This window comes from Klebsiella sp. GW_Kp181 (genome assembly GCF_040062315.1).
Taxonomy (GTDB): Bacteria; Pseudomonadota; Gammaproteobacteria; order Enterobacterales; family Enterobacteriaceae; genus Klebsiella; species Klebsiella oxytoca.
Window position 1 is genome coordinate 1 of record NZ_JBEAFR010000007.1, and the last position, 26,093, is coordinate 26,093.

Here is a 26,093-nt window from a genome sequence, read left to right on the forward strand (position 1 = left end):
GCCGGTTCTTTCTGGTTTTTTAATAATACAAGCCCGGGTAAGGCGTTTACGCCGCAACCCGGGGAATGTGCCGTGATGTAGTATTGCTGGGGCTTCTTCCCGGCTTGCGCTGTGCTGAGTCGGACTACCGGGCCACAGATTGCCGGTAACCCGTAGCCCGGACAGGCGCCTCAGGCGCCGCCTCCGGGAGACGTTGCGGTGGTGTGATTCAGCCAGATAATCTGGCCCTGCTGCTCCCATTGACGCATTTGATTCACCTGGGCGCTACAGGGCGCCTCTCCGCACCAGACCATTAGCGTACTGTCGGGGAAAAGCTCCGGTCGGATCTGGTTCAGCGAATGGGCGAGAATATCCACCCGCCAGCCCTGTTCGCTGGCTATCCAGCCCTCCAGCCATAGCCGGGTGATATCGTTCACATTCCAGCCCATAATCAGCGCATGGTCGCCGGGATATTTTGCCGTCGAGGACAGGCATCGGGCGATATGATTAATCAGAATGCCGTCCAGGATGCCCCGCATTGCCAGCAACGTTGGCTGCGGGCTGAGCAGGCGCTGGCGTAAGGGGTTGATCAGGTGCTTCACCAGGGTTTGCGCAGAGTCGGTGTGGTTACGCTCCTTCAGCCACATCCGCAGGCGATGATAACTTCCGTTTTGCAGATAGCCGAGCAGCATCTCCTGCCGATCGCACCAGCCGTTGACCCTCTCCTGCTCATTATCCATCAGCAGCGTTTTCACTTTCCCGACCTGCACGCCGGAGTCAATCCAGCGTTTGATTTCGCGAATACGGTCTATCTCATATTCATTAAACAGGCGGTGGCCGCCGTCGGTACGCTGAGGTTTCAGTAATCCGTAGCGCCGCTGCCAGGCGCGTAACGTCACGGGATTGATATCGCAAAGCTGGGCAACTTCGCCAATTGTATAAAGCGCCATTTTCTCCTCCCGCTGTGTTCTCCTCTATTAACTGTAGAAGCTGTTTGCCGAAGCGGGGAGTTTTGTCTGTTTTTTGTACAAAAACGGATCGTCGAGGCGCTAAGAAGTGTGATCCTGAACATGAATTATCATTTTCATGTATTGCTTCAAAGAAAGTTATAAGCAAGCAGTGTATGTTACGCGCTTTCAAATGAAGTGTGGTCTGCGGGTATGTACGAGTTTGATCTGGTGTTGCTGCTGCTTCAGCAGATGTGCGTGTTTTTGGTCATTGCGTGGCTGATGAGCAAAACGCGTCTGTTCATCCCGTTAATGCAGGTCACCGTCCGTTTGCCGCATAAGCTCTTGTGCTACGTGACCTTCTCTATTTTCTGCATCCTCGGCACCTACTTTGGCCTGCATATCGAAGATTCGATCGCCAATACGCGAGCCATCGGCGCGGTGATGGGCGGCCTGCTGGGCGGACCGGTGGTCGGCGGCCTGGTGGGACTGACCGGCGGCCTTCATCGCTACTCGCTGGGCGGCATGACCGCGCTGAGCTGTATGGTTTCCACCATCGTTGAAGGACTGCTCGGCGGGCTGGTGCACAGCATTCTGGTTAAACGCGGGCGACCGGATAAAGTCTTCAGCCCGCTCACGGCCGGCGCGATTACCTTTTTTGCTGAAATGGTGCAGATGTTGATCATTTTGCTGATCGCTCGCCCGTTCGAAGATGCCCTGCATCTGGTACAAAGCATCGCTGCCCCCATGATGGTGACTAATACCGTCGGGGCGGCGCTGTTTATGCGTATCCTGTTGGATAAGCGGGCGATGTTTGAAAAATATACCTCGGCTTTCTCGGCCACCGCGCTGAAGGTGGCGGCGTCGACGGAGGGGATCCTGCGCCAGGGGTTTAACGAAGAGAACAGCATGAAGGTCGCGCAGGTACTGATCCAGGAGCTGGATATCGGCGCGGTCGCGATCACCGATCGCGACAAGCTGCTGGCGTTTACCGGGATCGGCGACGATCACCATCTGCCCGGTAAGCCTATTTCTTCGCTCTATACCCAAAAGGCGATCGATACCGGCGAGGTGGTCTATGCCGACGGTAACGAGGTGCCCTACCGCTGCTCGATTCATCCTAACTGTAAGCTGGGCTCCACGCTGGTTATTCCGCTGCGCGGCGAGAATCAGCGGGTGATTGGCACGATAAAACTTTATGAAGCGAAAAACCGCCTGTTCAGCTCCATCAACCGCACGCTGGGGGAGGGGATTGCCCAGCTGTTATCCGCGCAGATCCTGGCCGGACAGTATGAGCGGCAAAAGGCGTTGCTAACGCAGTCGGAAATCAAGCTGCTGCACGCCCAGGTGAACCCGCACTTCCTGTTCAACGCGCTGAATACCCTGAAAGCGGTGATTCGCCGCGATAGCGACCAGGCGGGGCAACTGGTGCAGTATCTGTCGACCTTTTTCCGCAAAAACCTGAAACGGCCAGCGGAGATCGTGACCCTGGCGGATGAGATCGAGCATGTTAACGCCTATTTGCAGATTGAGAAAGCGCGCTTTCAGGCCAACCTACAGATCCACATGCTGGTGCCGGAAGCGCTGGCCCAGCATCAACTGCCGGCTTTTACCCTACAGCCGATAGTCGAAAACGCCATTAAGCACGGGACTTCGCAGCACCTTGGGGTGGGGGAAATCACCATTCGCGCCAGCCAGTACCAGCGCTGGCTGCAGCTGGATATTGAAGATAACGCCGGGTTATATCAGGACAAACCCAGCGCCAGCGGACTGGGCATGAATCTGGTTGATCGCCGTCTGCGGGCGCGCTTCGGCGCCGATTGCGGGATCACCGTCACCTGCGAGCCGGAATGTTTTACCCGCGTCACGCTGAGACTGCCTCTGGAGGAAAACGCATGTTAAAAGTATTAATTGTCGACGACGAGCCGCTGGCGCGTGAAAACCTGCGTATTTTGCTGGAGACCCAGCCGGATATCGAGATTGTGGGCGAATGCGGAAATGCCGTAGAGGCGATTGGCGCGGTACATAAGCTGCACCCGGACGTGCTGTTTCTGGATATCCAGATGCCGCGTATCAGCGGCCTGGAGATGGTTGGCATGCTTGACCCGGAGCATCGGCCCTATATCGTCTTTCTCACCGCATTTGACGAGTACGCGGTGAAAGCCTTTGAAGAGCACGCGTTTGATTATTTGCTGAAGCCAATAGAGTCCGCCAGGCTGGAAAAAACGCTGGCTCGACTGCGCCAGGAGCGCAGCCTGCAGGATATGACCGCCCTCGACGATACCCAGCAGGCGCTAAAGTATATTCCCTGCACCGGCCACAGCCGCATCTGGCTACTGCAGATGGAAGACGTGGCCTTCGTCAGCAGCCGGATGAGCGGGATTTACGTGACCGACCGCGAAGGAAAGGAGGGTTTTACCGAGCTCACCTTACGCACCCTTGAGAGCCGAACGCCGCTGCTGCGCTGCCATCGCCAGTACCTGGTTAACATGTCCCATCTCAAGGAGATCCGCTTTGAGGAAAACGGCCAGGCGGAGCTGCTGATGCGTGCCGGGCAAACGGTGCCGGTGAGCCGCCGCTATCTGAAAAGCCTGAAAGAGGCGATTGGTCTGTAAAACGGCGGAATCGTGATAAACTGTGCGGCAGAATTTTTCATCATGAAGGCAATATGATCAGTAACGATATTCTCCGTAGCCTGCGCTACACCCTGAAAACCAATAACAGCGGCCTGGTACGTATTTTTGCGCTGGCGGATGCGCCGGTCAGCGCCGAACAGCTGGTACCCTGGCTGAAAAAAGAAGACGAAGAGGGGTTTGTGCGCTGCCCGGATGTCGTGCTGTCGAATTTTCTCAACGGCCTGATTTACGACAAACGCGGTAAAGATGCGTCGGCGCCGCCGCTGGCGGTCGAACGCCGGGTGAATAATAATATCGTGCTGAAAAAACTGCGTATTGCCTTTTCCCTGAAGACGGATGACATTCTCGCTATCCTCACTCAGCAGAAATTCCGCGTCTCGATGCCGGAAATCACCGCCATGATGCGCGCCCCGGAGCATAAAAACTTCCGCGAATGCGGCGACCAGTTTCTGCGCTACTTCCTGCGCGGGCTGACCGAGCGCGAACACGCGAAATCCTGAAATGCCTCCCCGGGTTGCGGCGTTAACGCCAGAGCCGGGCTCCCCGAATGTACGGCCCTGTAGCCTGACCGGGGTAGCCCGGCTAAGCGTAGCGTAAGCCGGGAGTTCTCCGCGCCAGTCTGGGTTATTTCACTTCTTTAAAACCCTGTGATTTCAACATTTTTTCCGACTCGCTCAGCGAAATAAACTTTTGCGAACAGTCGGTAAAGCTGGCCCCGGGTAATTGACACAGCTCGCTGATTTTAGCCTGATTAAAGTCGATGGAGAGGTGTTCCTGCGCGGCGCTCTCTTTATAGTCGACGCTGTGGGTGACGCCTTTGATTTTGCTGTAGGCCACGCCGATAGGATCGATGATTTTGCGCGCCTGCTCTTCGTTACTCACCCCGAGTGATGTATAGGGAATAGTATTCTCCGCGTCCTGGCGGGTAACGACATCGTCTTTGTAGTGATAGGTATAGGTCAGGTCTACGCCGTTCATCGTGTTGTGAAACGTCTTGACCTCATCTTTGTTGTTATCGCAGCCGACGAGCGCGGCCATCATTAACGTTGCGCCCAGAGCGGCGGTAATCCTGCGGTTAAATTTCATTATCATTCCTTGTTAATCAATCATCATCTCTAATTGTATACAGAGTTGGGCGATAGCGCTGAGCGTATCCTCGGAAGTCGCCGTTTCGCGCTCGGCCAACTGGTGGAGCAGGCGCGCGAGATGATTAAATCCGCCGTTGGTTAAATCGTCGCTCAGCGTCATCGCTTCGCGAAAAAGGCCCTTTTGCTGATAGCGCAGGCCGTTGTGCATAATCTGGATCAGCAGCGCCCGGGTGCGCTGCAACAGCGTCAGGGCCAGCGACCGCGGCGGCAGGATATCGCCGGCAGGCAGTGGCCCAACGGGAAGCGGTTCCGCGTTCAGCGCCCAGCCGCGGGTGCGGGTCATCATTACCAGCGGCTCCAGGCTAAGCTGCCCGCGGCTAAAGGTGACCATCCCGGACACCATCACTACCGGATCGTCCGCCTGGCTGAGCAGCGCCGCCATTCGCTCAACGGCATAGGGCGCGCTGGCGGCGGCGGGAAGGGACAGCTGCAAAACGTTGTCTTGCCCTTCGCCGCTGAGAACCTGCGCATCCAGCGTTTGCCGGGCGGCGTCCCATCCGACGGCAAGACAGGCATCCACCGGCAAAATAAACAGATTATCCACCTGATTAAGCGGACGCACCCACGCCGGAGGGCGCTGGCGCAGATACTCACGCAGCGCCGCAACCCCCGGCTGGCGCAGCGGCGCGCTGAGCAAAAGCCAGGCCTCTTCACTGAGCGGAATGTTGCTGCTCAGGCGGTGGCGCGCGCTCAGCAGCAGTTCGCCGCTGGCGTTGCGGCTCGCTGATTGAGTAATTATCTGCCCGCCCGCCAGCGCGCCGGCCTGGAAGCTAAACAGGCGGCGCTGCCACAGCGGGCTTTGCGCCCGTTCCGCCAGCGGCCAGCTGCGCGACAGATGCATAATGCTGCCGGTATCCGGGTCGCTAAACCAGATGCGTAAACCGTAGCGGTGATTATCCTGCCAGCTGCGCATTCCCAGGGAGATAAGTCGCAAATGATCGAGCTGCGCTTCACCGGCGATACCCTGGCCCACCACGGTGCGCCACGGCAGGGGCGGCGTCTGGTCGGCATCGGCAAGCTGCGCCATTCTGTCGGCGCTCTCAAGGCGGGCGTTAAGTCCTGACAGCTGGCTGAGAAGCTGTTCAGGATGGTAATGGCTGGCGCGCTGCTGAAGGGCCTCGACGCCTTCGCGAAGCTGAGCAAGTGCGCCGACGACCCAGCGCCAGTTTACCGTCTGCGCCGCGCGCTGCGCCCGGGTGAACGCAGCCTCGAAGCCAATAGGCGGCTGGCTGACGCCGCTTTGCCACAGCAGTTGGCTGAGCTGGCGGAGGCTTTGTCGACAGGCCTCGCCGTCAGGGGTATCAAAGGGCCCTCCGCGGGCGGCGGCCTTGCGGCTGCGCGTTTGCCAGACCAGGTGCGTAAAGCCAGGCTGCTGGGCTTCGGCATCGGTAAAAGCCTGAACCGCCAGCGCCACGTGTTCGCACAGCGAGCCGTCGACGCAGTCGCAGCGGGCAAAACGGATGCTGCTGCGGGAATAAAAACGCACATCGCTCATCGGCAGCTTTGCCGAAGGCGTTTCGTTAGGTCGGCAGAATAGCTCCACCGCGACGCCTTTATCCGCCAGCTGCTGCGCCCGCTTCAGAACGGACTCGGGGAGAGCGGCCAGCTCCGCTTGCCACAGTCCCGGATGCCAGCGTTCGCTGCTCTCCGGTTCCCCTTCGGGACGCTCATCACCGGTATTGGCGCGCTGGTAGCTGAGGATCAGCATCACGCGATGACGACACATGCCGCTGGCGCCGCAGGTACAGCTGGATTCTTTGAGCGCCTGGCCTTTTGCCAGCCGGGTGCGGGTGCCGTCGTGAAATACGGCGGTCAGGGTGCCGTCTTCATCCTGCGCAAGCTCGGGGATATTGCCGTTATCCAGCTCTTTCTGGCTGCGTTTTACGAATCCGGCGTTGCTTAGCGCCATGAGCGCCTGCGGGGTGAGTTCCAGTAATTCGGGGCGTAAAGGCATCATGATTGTAAATTCTCCGCCAGCCAGGAGGCCAGCTCGCCGGGCGTCATGGCGGCGATTTGCGCCCCGACGTTAACCAGCGCCTGGGCCATATCGTGGTCATAACAGGGGGATGCCGAACTGTCTAACGCCGCCAGCCCGAGGACTTTAGCGCCGCTTTGCACGCTCAGCTTGACCTGATTAATCAGTAGCGAGTTCGCCCCGCCTTCGAAAAAGTCGCTCACCAGCACGATGACGCTTTTTTGCGGTTGTTCAATCAGCTGTCGCGCATATTCAACGGCCTGGGCGATATTGGTCCCGCCGCCGAGCTGAACTTTCATCAGCAGCTCTACCGGGTCGGCAACGTCGTCCGTGAGATCCACCACGCTGGTATCAAAAGCCACGAGGTGCGTACGAATGCCGGGCAGCTGCCATAAGCAGGCCGCCATAACCGCCGAATGGATAACGGAATCCACCATCGAACCGCTCTGATCGACCAGCAAAATCAGCTGCCATTTTTCGCTGTGGCGTTTAATACGGCTGATAAACTTAGGCGATTCAATGTACAGCTTGCCGCGCTGCGGGTCCCAGTGCTTGAGGTTGGCGCGCAGGGTATTTTTGAAGTCGAAGTTGCGCGCCAGCGGGATACGCGAGGGGCGGCGCCGATCGCGCGCGCCGGAAAAAGCCTGGCGCACCTCTGTCGCCAGCCGGACCATAATTTGCTCTACCACCTGGCGCACCAGCTTGCGGGCGGCGTTCAGCACGTCTGGATTCATCAGATGTTTAGTATGCAGTACCGCTCGCAGCAGGCTTTCTGAAGGCTCGATACGTTCAAGCACTTCCAGATTGGTCACCACCTCATCGATGCCGTAGCGCAGTACCGCATCGCTCTCCAGCCGCTCGATAACCGGCTGCGGAAAAAGCGAGTGGATAGCGTTGATCCATTCCGGCGTCGTCAGGCTGGAATCCTCTAGTCCACCCTGGCGCTCGCCTCGCCGTAGTCGCTCCGGATCGCGGCCGTAGAGCCACTCCAGCGCATGGTCTACCTGACGGGCATGCTCATCGAGGCCGCCGAGGCTGTTTTCGGCGGCCTCGCCCAGAATCAGCCGCCAGCGCTGGAGCTCCTGGGTTGTCAGAATATCGGATAACCTTTTCATTAGCGTACTCCCCAATGGCGTAGCGCGGCCAGCGCCTGCTGTTCCAGCTGCTGATGATAGAGTAACTGCTCCGGCGAGCAGGAAACCGGCGCCTGTAGCGCAGAGGTCGGTAGCATGGACATGTGATAGTGATCGAGCACCAGGCGGGCCAGCTCGCCGCGTTCCCGAGGCGGCAGCCACGCCATCGCCGCCCGCAGATCCGGCAGCGCGAGAATAAACTCATCGTCCGCCAGCCGGGCGAGCAGCGCGCTGAATCCCGCGATAAAAGCGGGCTGACAGGCGAGCTGATGGCGCGCCAGCGCCAGCATACCGTGGACCGCCTCTCCCAGACGCTGCAGAGAGAGCTGCGTCAGCAGGGTCAGCGCTGCTTCAGCGGTTGCTGCGGGATGCTCAAGACGAATCAGCGCGCCGAGCGCCGCGCCGCGGTCGAGCGGTGCGGCATCTGCGGCGTGAATTCGCCGTTCAAGCAGCGCCAGGGCGGCGCTGAGCGAAACTCCCGGTAAAACGCTGCCGCTGTGGAGATCGCGCAGGATGTGGCACAGGGTGCGCCAGCTATACAGATGGGCGTGAAACTGCTGCTCTTCGGCAACGCCGCTGGATTCGCAAAGCCACAGCGTCCGGTCAAGCGCCGCGCAAAGCGTGATTTCCAGCACCGCGGCGTTTTGCATACCGCTGCTCTCATCTTGCTGCCAGAGGGCGTAAAGCACCTCCAGCGCTGGCCCCATTTCGGCAAACTGGCTCTCTTCGGCAATCAGCTGCGCCAGCTGTTCCAGCATCTGCTGGCTGAAGGTGGAGAGCCCCGCCAGCGCGGCCTGATTCAGGCTGGCGGCCAGGCTTTTGATCCCCCCGGAGGCCAGAATAGCCGCTTCCAGCCGCTGGCGCGCGGCCTCCGCCAGGGAAGCGCCGTAGCGGGAGGCCTCGATCAGGACCGCGTGCTGCTCCAGGGTTGGAAACAGTCGCCAGCGCTCTTCGCCATCGCCGGAAAGCGTCACCGCGCTGCCCGTTTGCTGCTGGAAACCGGGAATGTCGAGGATGGCCAACCGGTGTAAGACCTGACTTTTTGCTAATCCCTCGGGCGTATAGCGATTGATGTTCAGGTTTGCCGGTACGGCGATCCCGACGCGCGCCAGCTCGCGATCGACGTCCTGCGGCAGCGGCGGCAGCGGCGTTCCCTGAGCGAGCTTGCCGAAACCGGCTCCCGCCAGCGCATCCACGATGGTCAGCAGAATCGGATCGGTTTGCGGATGAATCACGCCGCGATAGCTCCACGGTAGCGGGGCATTGAGCGCTTCTTTGATTAACGAGCCCGCCAGCGCGTCAAGCCAGTCGCAGCGCAGCGGCTGGGTATGGCCGCGTATCTGCGCCAGCGCCATTGCGCGCAGGTGGGCGGCAGCGAAATCGGCCGTTGAGGCGGGAAGGCGATGCTGGCGCAGGCGGGCGAGGATAGTTTTCAGCAGCCGTTCCCCGGCCTGACGCAGGCCCAACTGCCAGCACCAATTTTGCCAGACCGGCGCCGGCATCCCGGAAAGATAGCCCGCCAGAACGTCCAGCCGTTTTTCGCTATAGGGGGTGAGGTAGCAGCCGGTGACGGCGTCGGGCGTCGGTGGCGGCGGGGATTCAGGTTCCTGCGCTGGCGCCCGGCAATTCCGCCACAGGGCTGCCAGCGCCGGGGCGTGCCAGCCGCCGCAGACCACCACGACCGGGCCGTCATTTTGCTGCATGGCCCATGCCACCCAGCGGGCCATCCAGGCTTCCCGCTGCCGGCTGTTTTCCCCGCCGCTGCTATCGCCGCGCAGCTGGATAAAGTATGTTTCCAGCGCCTGCTCCAGTCCGGCTCGCTGGGTTTCATCTTCGAACAGATGGTCCCACAGCGCGTCGGTATTCTCCATTCCGCTGGCGGCTAACAGGCGCTGCTGGTCATCGGCGCGGCGAGCGTCAGAGGCATCGCTGTCATCCTCTCTTTGCGCCCAGACCGGTAAATCGATAAAGCGAATATGCGCGCCCGTCGCCCGGGCGCTCAGCAGCGCCTGCCACTCGGGGGAGAATTCGGCAAACGGCGTCCAGGCACCGCGTCCCGCCGCGCCGCCCTCCTGAGACTGGCAGTAGCTGTAGATGGCGATGGGCAATTGATGGGGTAAAAACAGCTCATCCAGGCGCTGATTAAAGTCCACCGGCCCTTCAATCAGAACGTAGCGCGGACGCGTTTGTTCGATGCGTTCTTTTACCAGCCTGGCGCAGGCCGGGCTGTGGTGTCGAACGCCGATAATTAACGGCTGCTCTGGCATGCGTGTTCCCTCACGGCAGGCGGTGGCGGGCCTGATAATAGGCCTGCCAGTGGGCTTCTTTATGCGTACCGACGCGCTGCTCAAAATAGCGGCGCAGGCGGGCGCGGTCGTCCTCGTTATCTTTGACGATTGTACCGGCGATGCAGTCTACCAGGTCGGCGGGCTCTCCGGCGCGAGCGGCCAGAAACCAGGCACGTACGCCGACGGCGTGGGCGACGTTAACCGCTTCGGCGGTGGACATAATCGCGTTGAGAGTATCCATTGAGGTTTTCTTTCCGCCCTCGGCGCGCAGATCGCGGAAGGTCTGGACCAGCAGTTCCAGTACGGCATCGGGCACTTTATGCGGAATGCCGCTATGCGCCAGCAGGCGCGCCGACGCGTTAGCCACCAGCTCCAGCTCCTGCTGAAAATCCATGATTGGAAAGACGGTTTCGAAGTCGAAGCGACGTTTGAGCGCCGCGCTCATTTCGTTGACCCCGCGATCGCGGGTATTGGCGGTCGCAATGATATTAAACCCGGCGCGGGCATAGAGCAGGCTATCCTCACCGCTCAGCTCCGGGATCGCCATTACCCGGTCGGAAAGCATCCCCAGCAGGCAGTCCTGAACCTCCAGCGGCGTGCGGGTTATCTCTTCGAAGCGGACGATTTTCCCGTCGCGCATGCCTTGATACAGCGGTGCGGGCACCAGCGCCTGGGTCGAGGGTCCCTGGTTGATCAACAGCGCATAGTTCCAGGCGTACTTGATTTGATCTTCGGTAATCGACGCGCCGCCCTGAATGGTGAGCCCGGCATCGCCGCAGACGGCGGTGGCCAGCAGCTCTGAGAGCAGCGATTTTGCCGTGCCCGGCTCACCGACCAGCATCAGGCCGCGTCCGGTCGCCAGTGTGACCAGCATCCGCTCGACGGCGGCGGGGCTGATAACCACTTTACGGCTGATGTCGCGAGCGCTATCGCCGAGGATAAACGCGCGCGCCGCAGGCAGGCTTAACTGCCAGCCGGGCGGGCAGGGGAAAGGGTCATTCTGTTGCAGCCGCGCGAGTTCATCGGCGTAGAGCACGGCGGCGGGGGGGCGCTGAAGATGTTTTTCCTGTTGTATCATCGTTTCTTCCTTAAAGAGACAGCGGTAATCGTTAGACCTTATTTATGCGCAGCAGATTGCGTGAGGTGCTTTATTTCTGAGCTTGATATATCGGATTATATTTAACGCAACATCTTCCTGCGTATCTTGTAGTTAAAAAGGCACATTAGGTTCGTGGGGCTAAAAAGCCAATATTCGACTCATGCGGTGAGTCGAATATTGTTGCTAATTGACTCACCTCGTTTGTCGCACTAGCGGGAAATAATCTCTATTGTGCTTAGCGCTTCGCTGAGATCCTGAGGATCGAGCCGGGAAAACGCAACGGGTTGTTCGCCGTAATAGAGCGTTATCGCGCCAAACTGCTGAGGAGCTTTAGCGTCTATGCTGTAGTGAACAAATCCCGGCGTGATTTCCAGTATCAGCCGATGCTGAGCAACATCGTAACAGAAATAGCTTTCGCTACCTTGCCACCAGCCCCGGCCGCGGATGCCCAGCAGCTGCCCGCAGGTCGTCGACCTTCCCTGCCAGCGCGTTAGCTTGCTGACTGAAGTTTCTTCCGGCAGCAGCAGGAGAGTATGGCGGGTCAGCTGACGGAACGGCGGCAATAGCTGGTAATCGGCAAAGAGTTGTTCAAACGCCGCCCGCGTCAGGTCGTCCATTTCCAGCGGATGAACGATGCCGAATAGTGCATCTTCCGGCAGCGTGATGGGCTCATCCTGGCCGTCGCAGAACTCTCCCTCGGCCGCGATGCGAAAAGCGGCGAGCAGGCGACGAGGCTCATTAGCGGCGTACACTCCCCATACCAGGCGGCGGGTCACATTGTGGGTCAGCGGGTGGTCGACGAACAGCGACTGAAACTCCGCGCGCGTCCAGCGCCGCGCCAGCCGCAGGGCATTTTCCAGATGCGGTAGCAGGCGTTTCGCCACGCGAGCGGCATCTTTTTTCAATCCTTTCAGCCGGAGCAGCGCTTCCGCGGCTTTTGTCTGGTCATCTTCGGCGCGCAGGCGCGGGAGGCTCTTTTGCCGCGCTCCCTGCTGGTCATAAATTACCGGCTGCAGATTTTCATCAAAGCGCACGCTAAAGCTGCGGGTACCGAAATCAAAGGTCAGCGCACCGGGGTCATCCAGCCCCAGCGTCGGCGTAAGCCGATCCTGCAGCTGCTCTTCGCTCAAATCGCGCGCTTCGGCAATCTCTTGCAGACAACGTTCCGCGCTGTCGCGCAGCGGGCGGGATTTTGCCCGTTGCGAAATATGGTCCAGCTGCAGCAGCGACATATCGATGCCGATGCGGGTCAGAAGATGCAGGCCGCTGGCGGCGCGGGCAGATTTCCCTTCCTGCGGCCAGGCGAGAATAAGCTGGGTTAAATCACGCACCGTGCTCTCATCGCCAAAGATCCCCAGCGTCTGAAAAGCCCAGTTCTCTTTGCCGGGCGCACCGGCATTCTGCCAGGCTTTGAAGAGATCCCAGGCGAAAGCGGCCAGCGATTGGGGCTGACAGGCGGCTTTGACTAAATCCAGTCCGCAGTAAAAGTGGCCGCCCTGGGCGAAGCGCAGCATATCGCCGAGAATTTCCAGCGCATCGTCGGTCAGCGGCTGATCGTTGCTGAGAAGCCGCGGCCTGCGCCAGAGCGCGGGCTGCCAGAAATCCGGCGCTTTCGGCGTGCGGGCCGGATAATTATCCAGCGGATCTTGCGTCAGCAGTTGCTCCAGCGCTGGCCATAGCCTCGGTTCGTGCCAGCGTTGCGCCACCGTTTGCAGCAGCGCGTGATGGCCTTCCTGATACAGCAGACGCAGGGCGTTAATGGCCGCTTCGCGGCTATCGCCCGCTTTATCGAACGCCAGCGGAATTAACGCGGCGGCGGCGTGTTCCGGCCATCGTAGTAGCCACTGGCGGGCGAGATGGCTCTGCGCCTGAAAGCGCCGCCAGACGCGGGCCACCGGCAGCGCCAGCTCCGTTGCGCCGAGATGCATAAGCAGCGGAAAGATCTCTTTTGGCCGATGCCGGAGCGCCAGCAGCAGGCCGGACAGGGCGTCAGTCCCGAGGATGCTCAACAGGTATTCAGCGCCGACAAATTTGAAATTTTCTTCATTAATGCGCTGCCAGAGCGTTACCGCCTGCTTGCGGGGGAGCTGCATAAGCAGATAAAGATTCCAGCACTCGTTGGGGTGATAGCTTTCTTCGAGATAGTCTCGCCAGGCTTTGAGAAGCGCTTCGTTATCACCGCTGTGCAGCGCTCTGATAGCGGCTTTATCCCAGCCTGTTTTAGTCCTGTATGCGCTGTGCCACGGCGACCCTAAATGCCCTTGCTGTCCATTCAAAGTATATTGATGAAAAAGATAATCCATATCCTGAAAGCCCAGTTCCTCTAATACCACCTCACCTTTGCGGCTAATGCGTTCCCGCAGCGGAAGATCGTTGAAAAAGCAGGCCGGTTTGCCGGCGGCCAGCGCCTCCCGCTCTCCAGGCTGCCAGTACTCCTGCGGCGCAAGCTTCAGCGGCGATAGCGCAAAACGCGGCGCGGCGGCTTTTTTCTTTTTACTGCGCCACGGCGGCGAGAGCAGAATTTCCGGCAGGCCGGGGTTATCGACGGCCACCGTGACGCCTGCGGGCAGCGCCTGTTGGAACGTCGCCAGAAGTTCCCGCGCCTGCGCGCTTAGCCAGGGACTAACCTGTTCGGCCAGTGGCGGATGCGTATTCAGCAGCGTCCGGAGCAGCATTCGCCAGCTTTCTTCGCGTTTTTTCTGCTGCTGCGGGAGCTTTTTCGCTTCAATATGCGGATAGCCCGGACGCGCGGGCGGCTCCGGTAGCGCCAGCAGCTCTGCCAGCGCCGCCAGCGTCGAGGCGGGAAATTGTCTGGCATATTTTGCCACGCGCAGCTGGCTGGGCTTGTTTTTATCCGCCACCAGCAGCAGCAGGCGAATAACCTGCGGATGGTTGATTTGCGCCAGCAGGCTACCGCAGTCGTCCCTGTGTGCATAGGCCGCCAACCGGGACACCGCAGCCAGACCTTGTTCGCGTAAAACCGCAGCGCAGGCGGCATAGCCGTAGCAGTTCTCGTAATGCATATCGCTGGCTTCGCGATCGGTAAAGATATTAATCCAGCTACACTCATCCAGAATAGTCAGTTTGCCCTGGTCAGTCGCGACGGCTTTTAACCACTCTTTTGATGACGGTCCGACATATCTGACCGGTTCGATCAGGCTATTTGCAATTTCCGGCCGCTCGGGCAGCAGCAGGGCAATAAACGGCTGCCGCTCTGGTGGGGTATCAGGAAGCGCATGAGTCAGTTTGTCAGCGCAGCGTTGCCAGATGTCCTCTTCCACCAGTGAAAGATGTTTACGTAGCCGCAGATCGAAAGCGTTGTAGGTACTGGACCGAAAACCGCGATTGCTCCCTTTATCTGGATGACAAAATACGATATCAGGCGTGCGGATCTCGCTGTGCGTCACCGCGATATTCTGCCGGGCAATCACCACCTCGGTCGCGTATTCGACGCCGTGCAGCTGGACGATTTCATCCAAAAGCGCCGGGCTATCCTCTTCAGCCAGACGAGTCAGCACCGCCAGCGCGCGGGCGGGCATTGCCGCTCTGGCCTCGCCCACGCAGCGCATCGCCTGCGCAATCGCCTGTTGCCACTCAGCAGTACATTGTTCAGCATCCCAGGCGAGGGGCTGGCTGCGGGAGGCAATATCGTTCGCCAGCCGTTGAAGTCGTTCCACTTTGACCAGCGGCACCGGCTCGCCCGGCCAGCGACGGTGGCTCAACGGCGTCTTGCCTTTTTTAAAGGTCAGCTCCAGCTGCGCGTCATCCGCCAGCCAGGGTGGGGTTAGTGCGTTGTGCATAAACGTTCCTTGTTCTATTCAAATAGCGAATTAATATCGTTGATCAGTTCGCAGGCGGTGACCTCATCGACGACGGAGAAGGGATTCTCTTGACGCCAGTCCTTACCGTAATCTCGTCCCTGACCGTGCCATAGCCAGGCGGTGATGAACGTCTGCTGTGCGCTTAGGGTGTCGGGCGGCATTCCCGCTTTGAAACCTTCGTTGAGATCCAGCACCAGCGTCCACTCGCCCAGCGGTTTGAGCAGATAGTTAATTTTGTTCTCATACCCTGGAGCACCGCGCAGCCAGCCTTTCGCCGTCAGCCCCATCACGCGTCCACTGGCGCACGTTTGCTTATCCCAGCGATATAGCCGCGTAGCGCTGCGTTCTTCCGGCGTCAGCGCGCTGCGAGTTCTGCTAAGCTGGCGGAAAGGGGAGAGCAGCGCGTAATCGTCCAGTATTTGCGCAAAAGCGGCGGCGTCCTCTACGGATATCTCCATAATATGCGGGATACCTATCAGCAAATCGCCCGATGGCAGAACAAAGGTCTGGTCATTGATATCGCTGTAGCTGCCGTCTTCCGCTATTCGAAACCCGTGCAGCAGCTGGTTTTGTTGGCTATAGACGCCCCATATCAGACGCTGGCTCAGGTGACGCAGTAGCGGGTGTTCGACCAGATAACGCCGAAAATTGGCGGGAGTCCAGCGGCGGCGCTGGCACATCGCCGTTTCCAGACGGCGAATCTGCTGGGGAATTGCCGTTCGTGCGTCTTCTTTCAGGATTTTAAACTGTTGGATAGCTTCAGCCGCCAGCGCCGGATCGTCTTTTTTCCCCACCTCCGGGAGCGTGCTTACACGCTCACCGGCCATATTACGGACTACGAACTGCCAGGTATCATCCAAACTGATGCTGAACTGTCGTGGACCAAAATCCAGCAGCAACGTTCCCCTGGCATTTAGCCCTAGCGTAGGGGCACTTCTGTCTTCGAGTTCAGCAGGTGTGAGCTGGCGCTGGGCTGCGATTTTGTCCAGCACGGCGTAAGCATGATCCTGCAATGCCGGAGAGGGGGTCTTTTGTGCAATGGCGCGGATCTGCATCAGGGCGATATCGCTGCCGATACGGGCCAGCAGATCGACTCCAGCAGCCGCGCGGGAGTAGAGTGATTTACCCGGCCACTTGCGAATGAGTGACGTTAAATTCCGGGCGGTATCATCATTGCCCAAAATACCTAAGGCGATAAACGCCCACTCTTCCTGTTTTGGACAATCGGCTTTTATCCAGGCGCTGTAGAGATCCCAGGCGAAGGCGGCGAGCGATTGCGGCGTACAGGCGTCTTTAACCTGCTTCAGACCAGGATAAATTTCGTGGACCGAGGGGAAGCGCAGCATAGTTCCGAGGTGATGCAGCGCTTCATCGGATAGCATTTTTCCGCTTAGCTTTAGCTGCGGTCGTGTCCAGAATGCGGGCTGGTAAAACGTCGGCAGCGGCGTGCGTCTGGCGGGATAAGTATTTAACTGGTCGCCGTTGAGCAGTGCGTCAAGCGCGGTTATCACTTCCGGCTGTTGCCAGCGCAGCGCCACCTGTTGAATAAGATCGCCATGTCCATTTTCCACCAGCAGCTGTAGCGCCTGACGAGCGTACCCCTGAGCGTTGCCGGGCTTACCCAGCGCGTCGGGCAGCAGGCCGGTAATGGCATGTTCCGGGTATTTTAGCAGCCAGCTGCGGGCGATATCGCGCCCAGTTTTGAGCTTGCAGTAGGCGCGGGCGATAAGCGGCGCCAGTTCGGTGGCGGCAAAATGCAGCGTCACCGGCAGCGCCTCTTTCGGCTGGCGGGCGACGCTGTTAACCAATCCCGGTATGCCATCAATGCCAAAATGCGCCATCGGATACGCTGTGCCGACATGCGGCGCGTGAGTCAGCGTATTCCATAATGCCAGGCCGGTTTGCCGTTTCAGCCCCGGGAGTAGCGAAAGATTCCAGTCAAACCGCGGGGCGCCCAGCGCGGCATAATCGCCTCGCTGCCAGGCCTGAAGGGTTTCGTCGCTGCACCGGCCGCCCAGAAGTTTTAACGCCTCTTCAGGAGTGGCCTCGCTGATTTGCGCCGTTTTCTGCATGACTTCATCATGGTTGTAAACCCAGATATTGTTTGACACGGGAATAAACGGAGTCATCTTTGCCGCCAGAGGCAGCGCAGGCAACGCCAGAACCGGCTGGCGATTTTTTTTCTGTTTACTCGCCCACGGCGGTGAAACCAGAATCGGCGGCAGTTCATCGTTATCAGCAAAACAGGCATTTTGTTGACGAAGCTCCCCCAGTACGGCGCGTGCCGGTTCGCTGATTTGCGTCGCTACGGGTTCAGCAAGCTGCGGATGTTGATGCAGCAGGTGGAGCAGCTGCGTGCGCCAGAGCGGATTGGCTTGCCCGGCAATGTTTTCCACCAGCGCGGCGATGGCGGCGGCGGGCCACTGTTTACAGGCCTGCATTAGCCTCATTTGCTGATGAGCACGGTTCGCCTTCGCCAGCAGTAGCTTGATGGCCAGCGGATGGTTGACCTGAGCCAGAACGTCAGCGCAGCCGTCCTGCCCGGCATAAGGGGCGAGGCGCCGCAGGCCCGCAACTCCCCGATCGAGCAGCAGCGTGGCGGCCCAGCGTCGGTCTTCCTTAAATATCCTTAGCCATCGACATTTTTCGATTGCCGCCAGCGCTTGCGCATCCGTCACCGTCAGTTTCAGCCACTCCCGGTCCGGTACATGCTTCATCCGGCCCAGACGCAGCGCCATGTTGTTGGCAATGTCCGGCCGCTCTGGCAATAGCAGCGCGATAAGCGGCTGGCGATCCGCTGGCGTATCGCCAATCGCTGCGATCAGTTTATCCGCGCAGTTTTGCCACGTTAGCTCATCGGCAAGCGAGAGGTGTTTACGCAGGCGAAGTTCAAATTCACATTCGCCAAACCAGAGATCCTTGTTTCGGTGAGTATACTTGACGTGAAACGTGGAATAATTGTTCCGGTTTTCAGCATCGTGGTAAAGATGCAGACAGGCAACCACCACCTCCGTCGCATACTCCAGGCCCCAGATCAACACGATCTCATCCAGCAGGCTGGCGTGCTCTTTATCAGTATAGCCATATCTTATCAAGGGACGAATGGTCGGCAGCAGCAGAACGGCCATCATCCGCGGCGACAGGGTAATTTCTTCGCTCAGATCGGTAGCCAGCGCCTGGGCGATATCTCTCTTCCATTCCGCACGACAGGTTTGACTGTCTACCGAGTTAATTCGTTGTGCCTGGCGCCGCAGTTTCTCCGCTAACCGCGGCGGTTCCGGCATTGTTACCGGTGCGCCGGGGCGATCGCGGTGGCTTAACGCCTCCCAGGCGATCTCCTCCGGCAGGGTGAGAGCCGCATCGTCAGCGAGCCAAAGTGACGAAAGAGTAGGGGATGAATTCGCTTCAGTCATTGCCGCTTCCGTTTCCTGCGGCAGATAGCCCTTCTTCACCTTCTCATTAATCAGTTTTTGCTGCGCGTTGGCTGCGGCGGCGCCATCAGCGAAAACCTTAATCTGGCTTTGCCCGTTGCTGCCGACCTTGCCCCAGCGCAGGTGCAGTTCGTGTTCCTGCTGTTCCACAGACCAGAACTTGTGTGATTTATCATCCTGATAAATAAATATTTTCACCTTAGCTCCCTGCTTTTATTCAAATAGCCCTTCAATATCGTTGATCAGTTCGCTGAGGGCGACTTTATCCAGCTCCGAAAATCGGGCCTGCTGCGGAGCGTTGCCGCCCCAGCCGTACTGCCGGGCATTTCCGGCGTACAGCCAGACTTTGCTTAATAGCTGCTCGGCGCTGAGCTCATCCGGCAGCATGCCCACGGCGAAGCCTTCGTCGATTTCCATTACCAGCGCCCGCTGTCCCAGCGGTTTTAGCATCCAGCCGATCCAGCCAGCGTCCTGCGGCTCGCCGCGTAGCCAGCCTTTGTTCGCCAGCCCGATGACCCGGCCGCTCGGGCACTTGCGTCCTGCCCAGCGCGTCAGCTCTGTAGTCGCCAGCTCGGCGGGCGTCAGGGTGTAGCAGTTGCGATCGAGCTGACGGAACGGCGGCAGCAGTTCGTAATCGGCAAATAGCTGACCAAAAGCGGCGGCATCCTGCGGCGTCATTTCCAGCCGATGCGGAAGGCCGATACGAATGTCGCCGTCCGGCAGAGGAAAGAGATCGTCATCGGCATTGCTGTAGCTGTTGTCTTCCGCCACGCGGAAACAGGCCTGCAGGCGGTTGTCCTCACCGTATACGCCCCATACCAGGCGACGGGTGAGATGGCGTACCAGCGGATGGTTGACCAGGAACAGGTGGAAGTTCTCCGGCGTCCAGCGGCGGCGCTGGCACATGGCCGACTCCATCCGCGCGATTTGCTGGGCGGCAATCGTGCGGGCATCTTTTTTCAGGGCCTTGTAGCGATTGACGGCCTCGGCGGCGAGCGCGTTATCGTCGCTTTTATTCGGCTTCGGCAGATCTTTCAGACGGCTGCCGTTTTCATCCCGGACGTACGGTTTGAGCGCTTCATCAAAGCTCACGATAAAGCGCCGTGGGCCAAAATCGAGGGTGAGCTTACCATCCTCATTCAGACCCAGATCGGGCGCCAGGCGGTCTTCCAGTTCTTCCACGGTCAGCCCGCGGCTTTCAGCGATATCGCCGATTTTCTCTCTGGCGCGTTCCTGCAGGGCTTTGAATTTTAGCTTCTGGGCGATGCCGTTAAGCTGCATCAGGGCGATATCCGTGCCGATGGCGGCGAGAATATCTAATCCGACGGTGGCGCGCTTATGCTGAGATTCGCCGGGCCAGGTGCGGATCAGCGGCGTCAGGGCCCGGGCGGTATCATCGTTGCCGAAAATCCCGAGCGCGGTAAACGCCCAGCTCTCTTTCGATGGCGCTCCGGCGGTTTGCCAGGCGCTGAACAGATCCCAGGCAAAGGCGGCAAGTGATTCGGCAGTACAGAGATCTTTAACCCGCTGCAAGCCGGGATAAATCCCCTCCTCTGACGGGAAGCGCAGCATTTCGCCGAGCGCTTTTAAGGGGCCATCCGGCAGAGCCAGGCCATTTTCCCGCAGCAGCGGACGCGTCCACAGCGCAGGCTGGTAAAACGCGGGCAGCGGCGGAATTTTGGTCGGATGGTTATCCAGCGGATCGAGGGCGAGCAGGGCGCTAACGGCCTCCGTTACCGCCGGCTGATTGTAGCGCCGGGCGACCTCTTCAAGCAGCGGCTGATGGCCGTTATCCACCAGCATACGTATCGCCAGGCGCGCGCTGTCCTGCGCTTCGCCCGCTTTGCCGAGGGCGGCGGGCAGCAGGCCGGTAATCGCATGTTCAGGATAGGCCAGCAGCCATTCGCGCGCGCCTTCACGCAGCGATTTAAGCTTGTTAAAAGCGCGGGCGATGATGGGGGCCAGTTCGCTGGCGGCAAACCAGATCGCAACCGACAGGTTTTCCTGCGGATAGCGTGAGAAGGAGTGGATAAAGCCCGGCAAACCGGCAAGACGCAGGTGCGCCATCACAAAGTCTGCGCCGGTGTGGGGCTCCTGGCTGAGCGCGTTCCAGGCCTGTAGCGCCCGTCCGGCGGGCAGGGCGGCGAGCATGTACAGCTTCCACTCTTCCTGGCGATAGGTATGGGCATTCTTAAATTCCGCAAGCAGCGCCGGGTAATCCTGTCGTTGCCAGGCATCGATAGCGGTATTGGAGACATCTTCATAGCGATTTTGGCTCCGGTTCCAGCTGTGGAAACCTAAGCGGGACAGGAGCTCCTTTTCATCTTTTTCTTTGCCATTATCGACCTGGCGGGCATACCAGCTACGCTGTTCGAGAAGCTGTTTGCTTGCCTCTTCCGTTAGCATACAGATCGGCTCTAATGGGAGCGGCGGCAGATTCAGCTGTGCAATGGGGGATTTTTTCTTTTTCGCCGCCCAGGGTGGGGTGACCAGCACCGGCGGGAGCATATCGTCGCGGGCGCACTCGGCCTGCTGGCTTAACTGCTGCTGGCAGGCTTCCAGTAGCGTCGCGGCCTGTGCAGAGATCCACGGCACAATTTCTCCGACCAGCCCCGGCTGCCCGCTGAGCAGGGTCATCAGCATAATGCGCCAGCGTTTCTCTTCTTTCTGCATCAGCAGTTCAGCCAGCGCCGCCAGCGCGGCGTGCGGGAAGCGCGCGCTGGCCTGGGTCATCCGTTCGTGACAACGCTTACCCTGCTCGCTTGCGAGGATTAGCTGGCTCAGCGCCTGCGGATGGTTAATTTGGCTGACCAGCTTACCGCACAGATCGTCATGAACGTAGGGTGCGAAGCGGGCGATGCCGGCAACGCCCTGCTCGCGCATCACTGTCGCGTTCCAGACGCTGCCGTGGTAGTAGTCGTTAAACAGGTTCTCCGCCCGATAAGGCTCCAGCGCTTTGACGAGCTGCGGGTCGCGAACCACCACCTTCAGCCATTCCGCCGTTCTGATAGTTTTATGCGCCAGCACCCGGCGGGCGATTTCGTGGACGATATCCGGGCGATCGGGCAGCAATAGCGCCACCAGCGGCTGCTGCCCGATGGGCATATCCGCCAGCGCGGCGATCAGTTTATTCACGCAGCGCTGCCAGAGCGGTTCATCGGCCTGAGCCAGATGCGCGCGCAGGCGCACGTCGAGCATCCCGGGCCCGCGCGCGCTGGTGGGTTCTGAAAGGAAGGTCACCTGCAGGGTCTGGTAATTGTAATCAAAAGCAATGTGCTGCAGGGCAATAAACGTCTCGACGGCGTATTCCAGTCCGTAGACGTAAACAATTTCGTCCATCAGGTCGGCATTGTCGCTGCTGCGCCAGCCGCGACGCGTGGCGAGGGCGAGCTGCACCGCCAGCGCAGCAGGGGAGAGCGGGCCATCGCTAAGGGCATCGTTGATGGTTTGCTGCCAGTAGGCGGAACAGTCGGCATAGTCAAAGGTCACGGCTTTCCCGGACTGCTGGTGGATCTCTTTGCCGAGATTCATCAGTTCGCTATCTGCGGGCGCGGCGATCGGTTGACCGGGAAAGCGGCGTGAAGGGAGCACATCTTGCAGCAGCTCATCTGACAAAGCCAGTTCGGCATCGTCCGCCAGCCACGGACAAGCTATGTCTGCAGGTACGGTGGCGCATGCGGGCGGCGGCGCAGCTGGGGTAGATGCCGGTTCCTCCGGCAGGCTGTCTGCCGCAGACGGCGTGATTTCGCCTTGCTCAACGTAGCCTTTGCGGGTTTTTTCATTAATCAGCTTCTGCCCGGCCTTACTGGCCGCTGCCGCGTCGGCAAAGGTTTTAATCTGCTTCTGGCCGCTGGTACTCACCTTCCCCCAGCTCAGATGCAGCTCGTTATCCTGCTGCTCAATCGCCCAGAACTTATGCGATTTGTCGTCGTGATAAATAAACGTTTTCATGACTAAGTCCTTTTAATCGAATAGCGATTCGATATCGTTAATCAGTTCGCTGGCGGCTATGGCGTCGAGCGTTGCGAAAGCAAAGGTCGGTTTGCCGTAGTCAATATCGCCTTTGGTAACGATTTTCACTGTCTCGAACGGGATGAGTTCGTCGTAGGTGGTTTCTCCATACAGCAGCGAAAAAGGTTCCACTTCCAGCACCATGTCGCCGCTGGCGGCGGGTTTGAACATGCCGCAGATGCTGCCGCCATCTTCTATTCGCTGCCAGCCTTTGCGCTCCAGTCCGACGATGCGCCCGGCCTGGCACTGGCGTCCGCGCCAGCGCGTTAATTCTGTGGCCCGGTTTTCGCTTTCCGTCAGGCGATAGTGGTTGCGATCGAGCTGGCGGAACGGCGGCAGTAGTTCATAGTCGGCATACAGCTGGCCGAAGGCGGCGGCGTCTTCCGCGGAGATTTCCAGCACGTGCGGAAGGCCGATTTGCCCTTCAGGCAGGCTGAACAGGTTATCTTCTGCATCGCTGTAGCTGTTATCTTCGGCGACGCGGAAGCAGGCCAGCAGGACGTTTTCCTGGCTATAGACTCCCCAGATCAGGCGACGGGTGAGATGGCGCACCAGCGGATGGTCGACGAGGAACAGGCGGAACTGTTCGGCGGTCCAGCGGCGGCGCAGGGACATGGCGGTTTCCAGACGCTGAATTTGCTGGGATGCGATGGTACGGGCATCTTTTTTCAACTGTCTGTAACGACTGACGGCCTCCGCAGCCCGCGGTTCATCGTCGCTTTTGCCGGGCTTCGGCAAATCTTTCAGGCGGCGACCGCTTTCATCGCGCACAAAGGGTTTCAGAGCTTCATCGAAGCCGAGGGTAAAGCGGCGGGGGCCGAAGTCGAGGGTGAGGGTACCGCTGTCATCCAGACCTAAATCCGGGGCGAGGCGGTCTTCCAGCTCGGCAATGGTCAGTTCGCGCTTGTCGGCAATCTGTTTGATTTTTTCCCGCGCGGCTTCCTGAAGCGCCTTAAATTTTATTTTCTGCGCGATGCCGTTCAGCTGCATCAGGGCGATATCGCTGCCGATTTCAGCCAGAATGTCGAGCCCTGTAATGGCGCGTTTATGTCGGGATTCTCCAGGCCAGGCGCGGATGAATCGCGTTAAGTCCCGAGCGGTATTGTCATCGCCGAGAATACCCAGCGCGGTAAAGCCCCAGTTCTCTTTTGACGGGGCGCCAGCGGCTTCCCAGGCCTCGTACAGATCCCAGGCGAAGGCGGCCAGCGTTTCCGGGGTACAGGCCTCTTTTACCTGCATCAGGCCGCCATGGATAGCGACTTCACGCGGGAAGCTGAGCAGGGTGCCCAGATGGCACAGGGCATCGTCCCCCAGCGGTAGACCGTTGGTTTTGAGCTGCGGTCTGCGCCACAGAGTGGGCTGCCAGAATCCCGGTAGCGGAGCTGTAGTCGAGGGGTATTTAATCTGTGTAATATCATTCAGCAGCGCGGTTAATGCCGCCGAGACTGCGGGTTGATGATAGCGCTGCGCCACTTCTTCAATCAGCGCCCGCCTGCCGTTTTCTGCCAACAGGCGGAGCCCCAACCGGGCGTCTTCGCGATCTTTTTTTGTTTTGCCCAACGCAACAGGAAGCAGCCCGGCGGCGGCATGTTCGGGGTATTTTAACAGCCAGTCGCGGCTTTCGGCGTGCTGCGTTTTTTTACGCAATAACCGCGCCATCGGCAGCGCCAGTTCGCTGGTGCCGCAGGAGGCAGTGAAGTGCCATAGTCGCCTGGGGTCTCGGTTCAGGCAGGTCAAAAAAGCCGGGACGGCGGCAGGGCCGAATATCGTCAGAATCTCAGATTCACCATAATAGTCCGTTTCGTTAATGATCTGATTCAGCAGCGAGATAGCCTGTTCACCGGGGAGATAACAAAGTTCTGCCAGGTTCCAGGAGGTTCGCCTGTCCCCGCAATATTTTGCTCGCTCGGCTTTAAGCGTCGGAAAATCGTCACGCAGTAGCGCATCGACGGCGCTTTGTGGAATAGGCAATTTTTCATATTGCTCTTCTCCCGTTTTTCTCCAGTTCTCAAAGCCTAAACGCCACAGGATTTGCTGCTCTGGCGTTTGTGGCAGGAGCATGGGCTCCCAGCTTCTTTGCTCCAGCGGCGGTAAATCGATAAACATCGTTTGCCGTGTTGCCTGTCGTTGGGCTATCTGCCGGTATTCACCGTGACTCTCGAGCATTTTTCGGGTAGGGGCGACAACCGCGGATACGGCAAGCGTGGGCAGATCAAACGCGGGGACGGCGGCTTTAGTCGTTTTCGCCAGCCACGGCGGCGTGACCAGCACCTGGGGCAGCGAGTCGGAACTGGCGCATGTCATCTGCATCTCTTGCTGACGACAGCTGGCGAGTACTTCGACTGCCTGCTCGCTTATCCAGGGTAAGACCTGTTCTGCTCGTTCTGGCGCGGCGGCGATAAGCGTCGTTAGCGTCTGACGCCAGATGGGGTTTTCTTGTTCCTTCAGCAGTTCTGCATAAGCCGCGATAGCGGCGTGGGGATGCCTCTGGCTGGCTTTGCTGAGGAATTCCAGACGCTTGTTTTTGTCGCCAGCGCTTAAGATCAACAGCTTCAACGCATCGGGATGGTTAACTTTCCAAAGCCATTTACCGAGATAGTCGGCAACGTGGAGCTGCGGAAGTATCTCGCAGAGTTCCGCCGCATATTCTTCCTTCAGGACGTCGAGGGTGCGGCTCATTCCCTTTATGCCCCGGTCGGCCATCTGCGTTGCCGCGAAGCTGATATAGCCAAAGTTATTTGCCGGGAGGAACGGATAGTGGCGCAATGCCGCTATTGCGTTGTCGTCCGTAACCACTGACTTTAATCTCCCCATGGCCGGGATATTTTGCCCGACGAAACGCAGCGCCATGTCGTTGGCGATATCCGTACGCTCCGGCAGTAGCAGTGCAATTAAAGGCTGCATAACGGGAGAGAGTGTTGGAATAGCGGCAATCAGTTTGTTTGCGCAGCGTTGCCACTCTTCTTCTGGCGCCGTGGAAAGATAGCCGCACAGGCGTGGGTGCCAGTTGGGGAGAGCGTTTTCCTCATCAAGAGGAATATCCCGCGTGAGGATATATTTGCATGCGGTATCGCTATATTTTTTCCACAGTTGCAGGGAGCAACAAACAATTTCCACCGTCGTTTCCAGGCCGTGGCGGGCAACGAAGCTATCCATTAAATCTGGCTCAAAGTGGCCTATATGCCAGAGTAACGCTGCTTCGGAAAGCAGGCTGCCTTCGCGTGGACTCGCCTTGAGACGCAGCGCAAGTTCAGCAAAAGCGAACTGCCAGTCTGGTGGGCAGGATGCGTATGCCGCTAAGGTGTTGTAAGCCTTTTTACTCGCGGCGATATCTTGCCAGAGCTGATCTTCAGAACGTGCATGGCCGGGGGGACGAGGCCGATCGCGGCGGCAACGGCTAAAGTGGTTAATCTGATCGGTAAGCGCAATGGACGCATCATCGGCAAGCCACGGGCGGTGATCCCCTACGGCAGCGTTTTGCATTCCATAGTTCTGATTTTGAGCGGTTGTCATAACATTCCCTGTATTTTTATCCAGTTCGGTGCTGATGCTAACAGCTATTGCCCTGGAACGCAGAGGGGAGGGGCGACAAGAATGCGATTTTCAGAATTTATAAAATGAAAAA

12 protein-coding genes and 1 pseudogene are annotated in these 26,093 nt (G+C 59.0%); 3 read left to right on the forward strand and 10 right to left on the reverse strand.

The window, feature by feature from the left end; genetic code table 11:
• Window positions 1-170 precede the first annotated feature (170 nt).
• A complete protein-coding gene (locus ABLV11_RS05605) occupies window positions 171-929 on the reverse strand; it encodes a MerR family transcriptional regulator (protein ID WP_265785281.1) in 759 nt (252 codons plus the stop codon).
• A gap of 210 nt (window positions 930-1,139) precedes the next feature.
• Here ABLV11_RS05605 and ABLV11_RS05610 point away from each other — a divergent pair, with 210 nt between their 5' ends.
• The 3 genes from ABLV11_RS05610 to ABLV11_RS05620 are packed head-to-tail and all read left to right on the forward strand — an operon-like array spanning window position 1,140 to window position 4,062.
• On the forward strand, window positions 1,140-2,828 hold the full coding sequence (locus tag ABLV11_RS05610) for a sensor histidine kinase (RefSeq protein WP_004103831.1): 1,689 nt from the start codon (window positions 1,140-1,142) through the stop codon (window positions 2,826-2,828).
• Entirely contained in the window at window positions 2,822-3,541 is a 720-nt protein-coding gene (gene btsR, locus ABLV11_RS05615) for a two-component system response regulator BtsR (RefSeq protein ID WP_004103829.1), read from the forward strand. Before ABLV11_RS05610 ends, btsR begins: the two co-directional genes overlap by 7 nt.
• A gap of 53 nt (window positions 3,542-3,594) precedes the next feature.
• Window positions 3,595-4,062: a DUF1456 family protein gene (locus ABLV11_RS05620; RefSeq protein ID WP_004103827.1), complete on the forward strand. Its 468-nt coding sequence runs from the start codon at window positions 3,595-3,597 to the stop codon at window positions 4,060-4,062.
• Window positions 4,063-4,186: 124 nt separating this feature from the next.
• Here ABLV11_RS05620 and ABLV11_RS05625 read toward each other — a convergent pair whose 3' ends face one another.
• The 9 genes and pseudogenes from ABLV11_RS05625 to ABLV11_RS05665 form a co-directional block, all read right to left on the reverse strand.
• Complete coding sequence (locus ABLV11_RS05625; RefSeq protein WP_004103825.1) at window positions 4,187-4,648, reverse strand: YehR family lipoprotein; 462 nt, start codon at window positions 4,646-4,648, stop codon at window positions 4,187-4,189.
• A 99-nt stretch (window positions 4,649-4,747) separates the two neighbouring features.
• Window positions 4,748-6,667, reverse strand: a pseudogene (locus tag ABLV11_RS05630) (SWIM zinc finger family protein); the annotation flags it as partial.
• Complete coding sequence (locus ABLV11_RS05635; protein WP_126489341.1) at window positions 6,664-7,800, reverse strand: VWA domain-containing protein; 1,137 nt, start codon at window positions 7,798-7,800, stop codon at window positions 6,664-6,666. The gene ABLV11_RS05635 and the pseudogene ABLV11_RS05630, both read right to left, overlap by 4 nt.
• Window positions 7,800-10,085 (reverse strand): DUF5682 family protein, encoded by a 2,286-nt coding sequence (locus ABLV11_RS05640; RefSeq protein WP_126489340.1) that lies wholly within the window; start codon window positions 10,083-10,085, stop codon window positions 7,800-7,802. The genes ABLV11_RS05635 and ABLV11_RS05640 overlap by 1 nt, the downstream gene beginning before the upstream one ends.
• Before the next feature lie 10 nt (window positions 10,086-10,095).
• Window positions 10,096-11,184 (reverse strand): MoxR family ATPase, encoded by a 1,089-nt coding sequence (locus ABLV11_RS05645; protein WP_004103818.1) that lies wholly within the window; start codon window positions 11,182-11,184, stop codon window positions 10,096-10,098.
• Between the two features lie 230 nt (window positions 11,185-11,414).
• The gene (locus ABLV11_RS05650) at window positions 11,415-15,005 is read right to left on the reverse strand and encodes a DUF4132 domain-containing protein (RefSeq protein ID WP_348855214.1); all 3,591 of its coding nucleotides are present in this window, start codon (window positions 15,003-15,005) and stop codon (window positions 11,415-11,417) included.
• 14 nt (window positions 15,006-15,019) lie between these two features.
• Entirely contained in the window at window positions 15,020-18,655 is a 3,636-nt protein-coding gene (locus ABLV11_RS05655; protein ID WP_126489338.1) for a WGR and DUF4132 domain-containing protein, read from the reverse strand.
• A gap of 15 nt (window positions 18,656-18,670) precedes the next feature.
• Entirely contained in the window at window positions 18,671-22,408 is a 3,738-nt protein-coding gene (locus ABLV11_RS05660) for a WGR and DUF4132 domain-containing protein (RefSeq protein WP_126489337.1), read from the reverse strand.
• Window positions 22,409-22,420: 12 nt separating this feature from the next.
• Window positions 22,421-25,981, reverse strand: a complete 3,561-nt coding sequence (locus ABLV11_RS05665; RefSeq protein WP_126489336.1) for a DUF4132 domain-containing protein — start codon at window positions 25,979-25,981, stop codon at window positions 22,421-22,423.
• Window positions 25,982-26,093: the final 112 nt, after the last annotated feature.

What these genes read in the sequence shown, in the direction of transcription:
- ABLV11_RS05605 (WP_265785281.1), bottom strand. Translation starts at nt 929, where the DNA reads ATGGCGCTTTATACAATTGGCGAAGTTGCCCAGCTTTGCGATATCAAT.
- ABLV11_RS05610 (WP_004103831.1), top strand. Translation starts at nt 1,140, where the DNA reads ATGTACGAGTTTGATCTGGTGTTGCTGCTGCTTCAGCAGATGTGCGTG.
- btsR (WP_004103829.1), top strand. Translation starts at nt 2,822, where the DNA reads ATGTTAAAAGTATTAATTGTCGACGACGAGCCGCTGGCGCGTGAAAAC.
- ABLV11_RS05620 (WP_004103827.1), top strand. Translation starts at nt 3,595, where the DNA reads ATGATCAGTAACGATATTCTCCGTAGCCTGCGCTACACCCTGAAAACC.
- ABLV11_RS05625 (WP_004103825.1), bottom strand. Translation starts at nt 4,648, where the DNA reads ATGAAATTTAACCGCAGGATTACCGCCGCTCTGGGCGCAACGTTAATG.
- ABLV11_RS05635 (WP_126489341.1), bottom strand. Translation starts at nt 7,800, where the DNA reads ATGAAAAGGTTATCCGATATTCTGACAACCCAGGAGCTCCAGCGCTGG.
- ABLV11_RS05640 (WP_126489340.1), bottom strand. Translation starts at nt 10,085, where the DNA reads ATGCCAGAGCAGCCGTTAATTATCGGCGTTCGACACCACAGCCCGGCC.
- ABLV11_RS05645 (WP_004103818.1), bottom strand. Translation starts at nt 11,184, where the DNA reads ATGATACAACAGGAAAAACATCTTCAGCGCCCCCCCGCCGCCGTGCTC.
- ABLV11_RS05650 (WP_348855214.1), bottom strand. Translation starts at nt 15,005, where the DNA reads ATGCACAACGCACTAACCCCACCCTGGCTGGCGGATGACGCGCAGCTG.
- ABLV11_RS05660 (WP_126489337.1), bottom strand. Translation starts at nt 22,408, where the DNA reads ATGAAAACGTTTATTTATCACGACGACAAATCGCATAAGTTCTGGGCG.
- ABLV11_RS05665 (WP_126489336.1), bottom strand. Translation starts at nt 25,981, where the DNA reads ATGACAACCGCTCAAAATCAGAACTATGGAATGCAAAACGCTGCCGTA.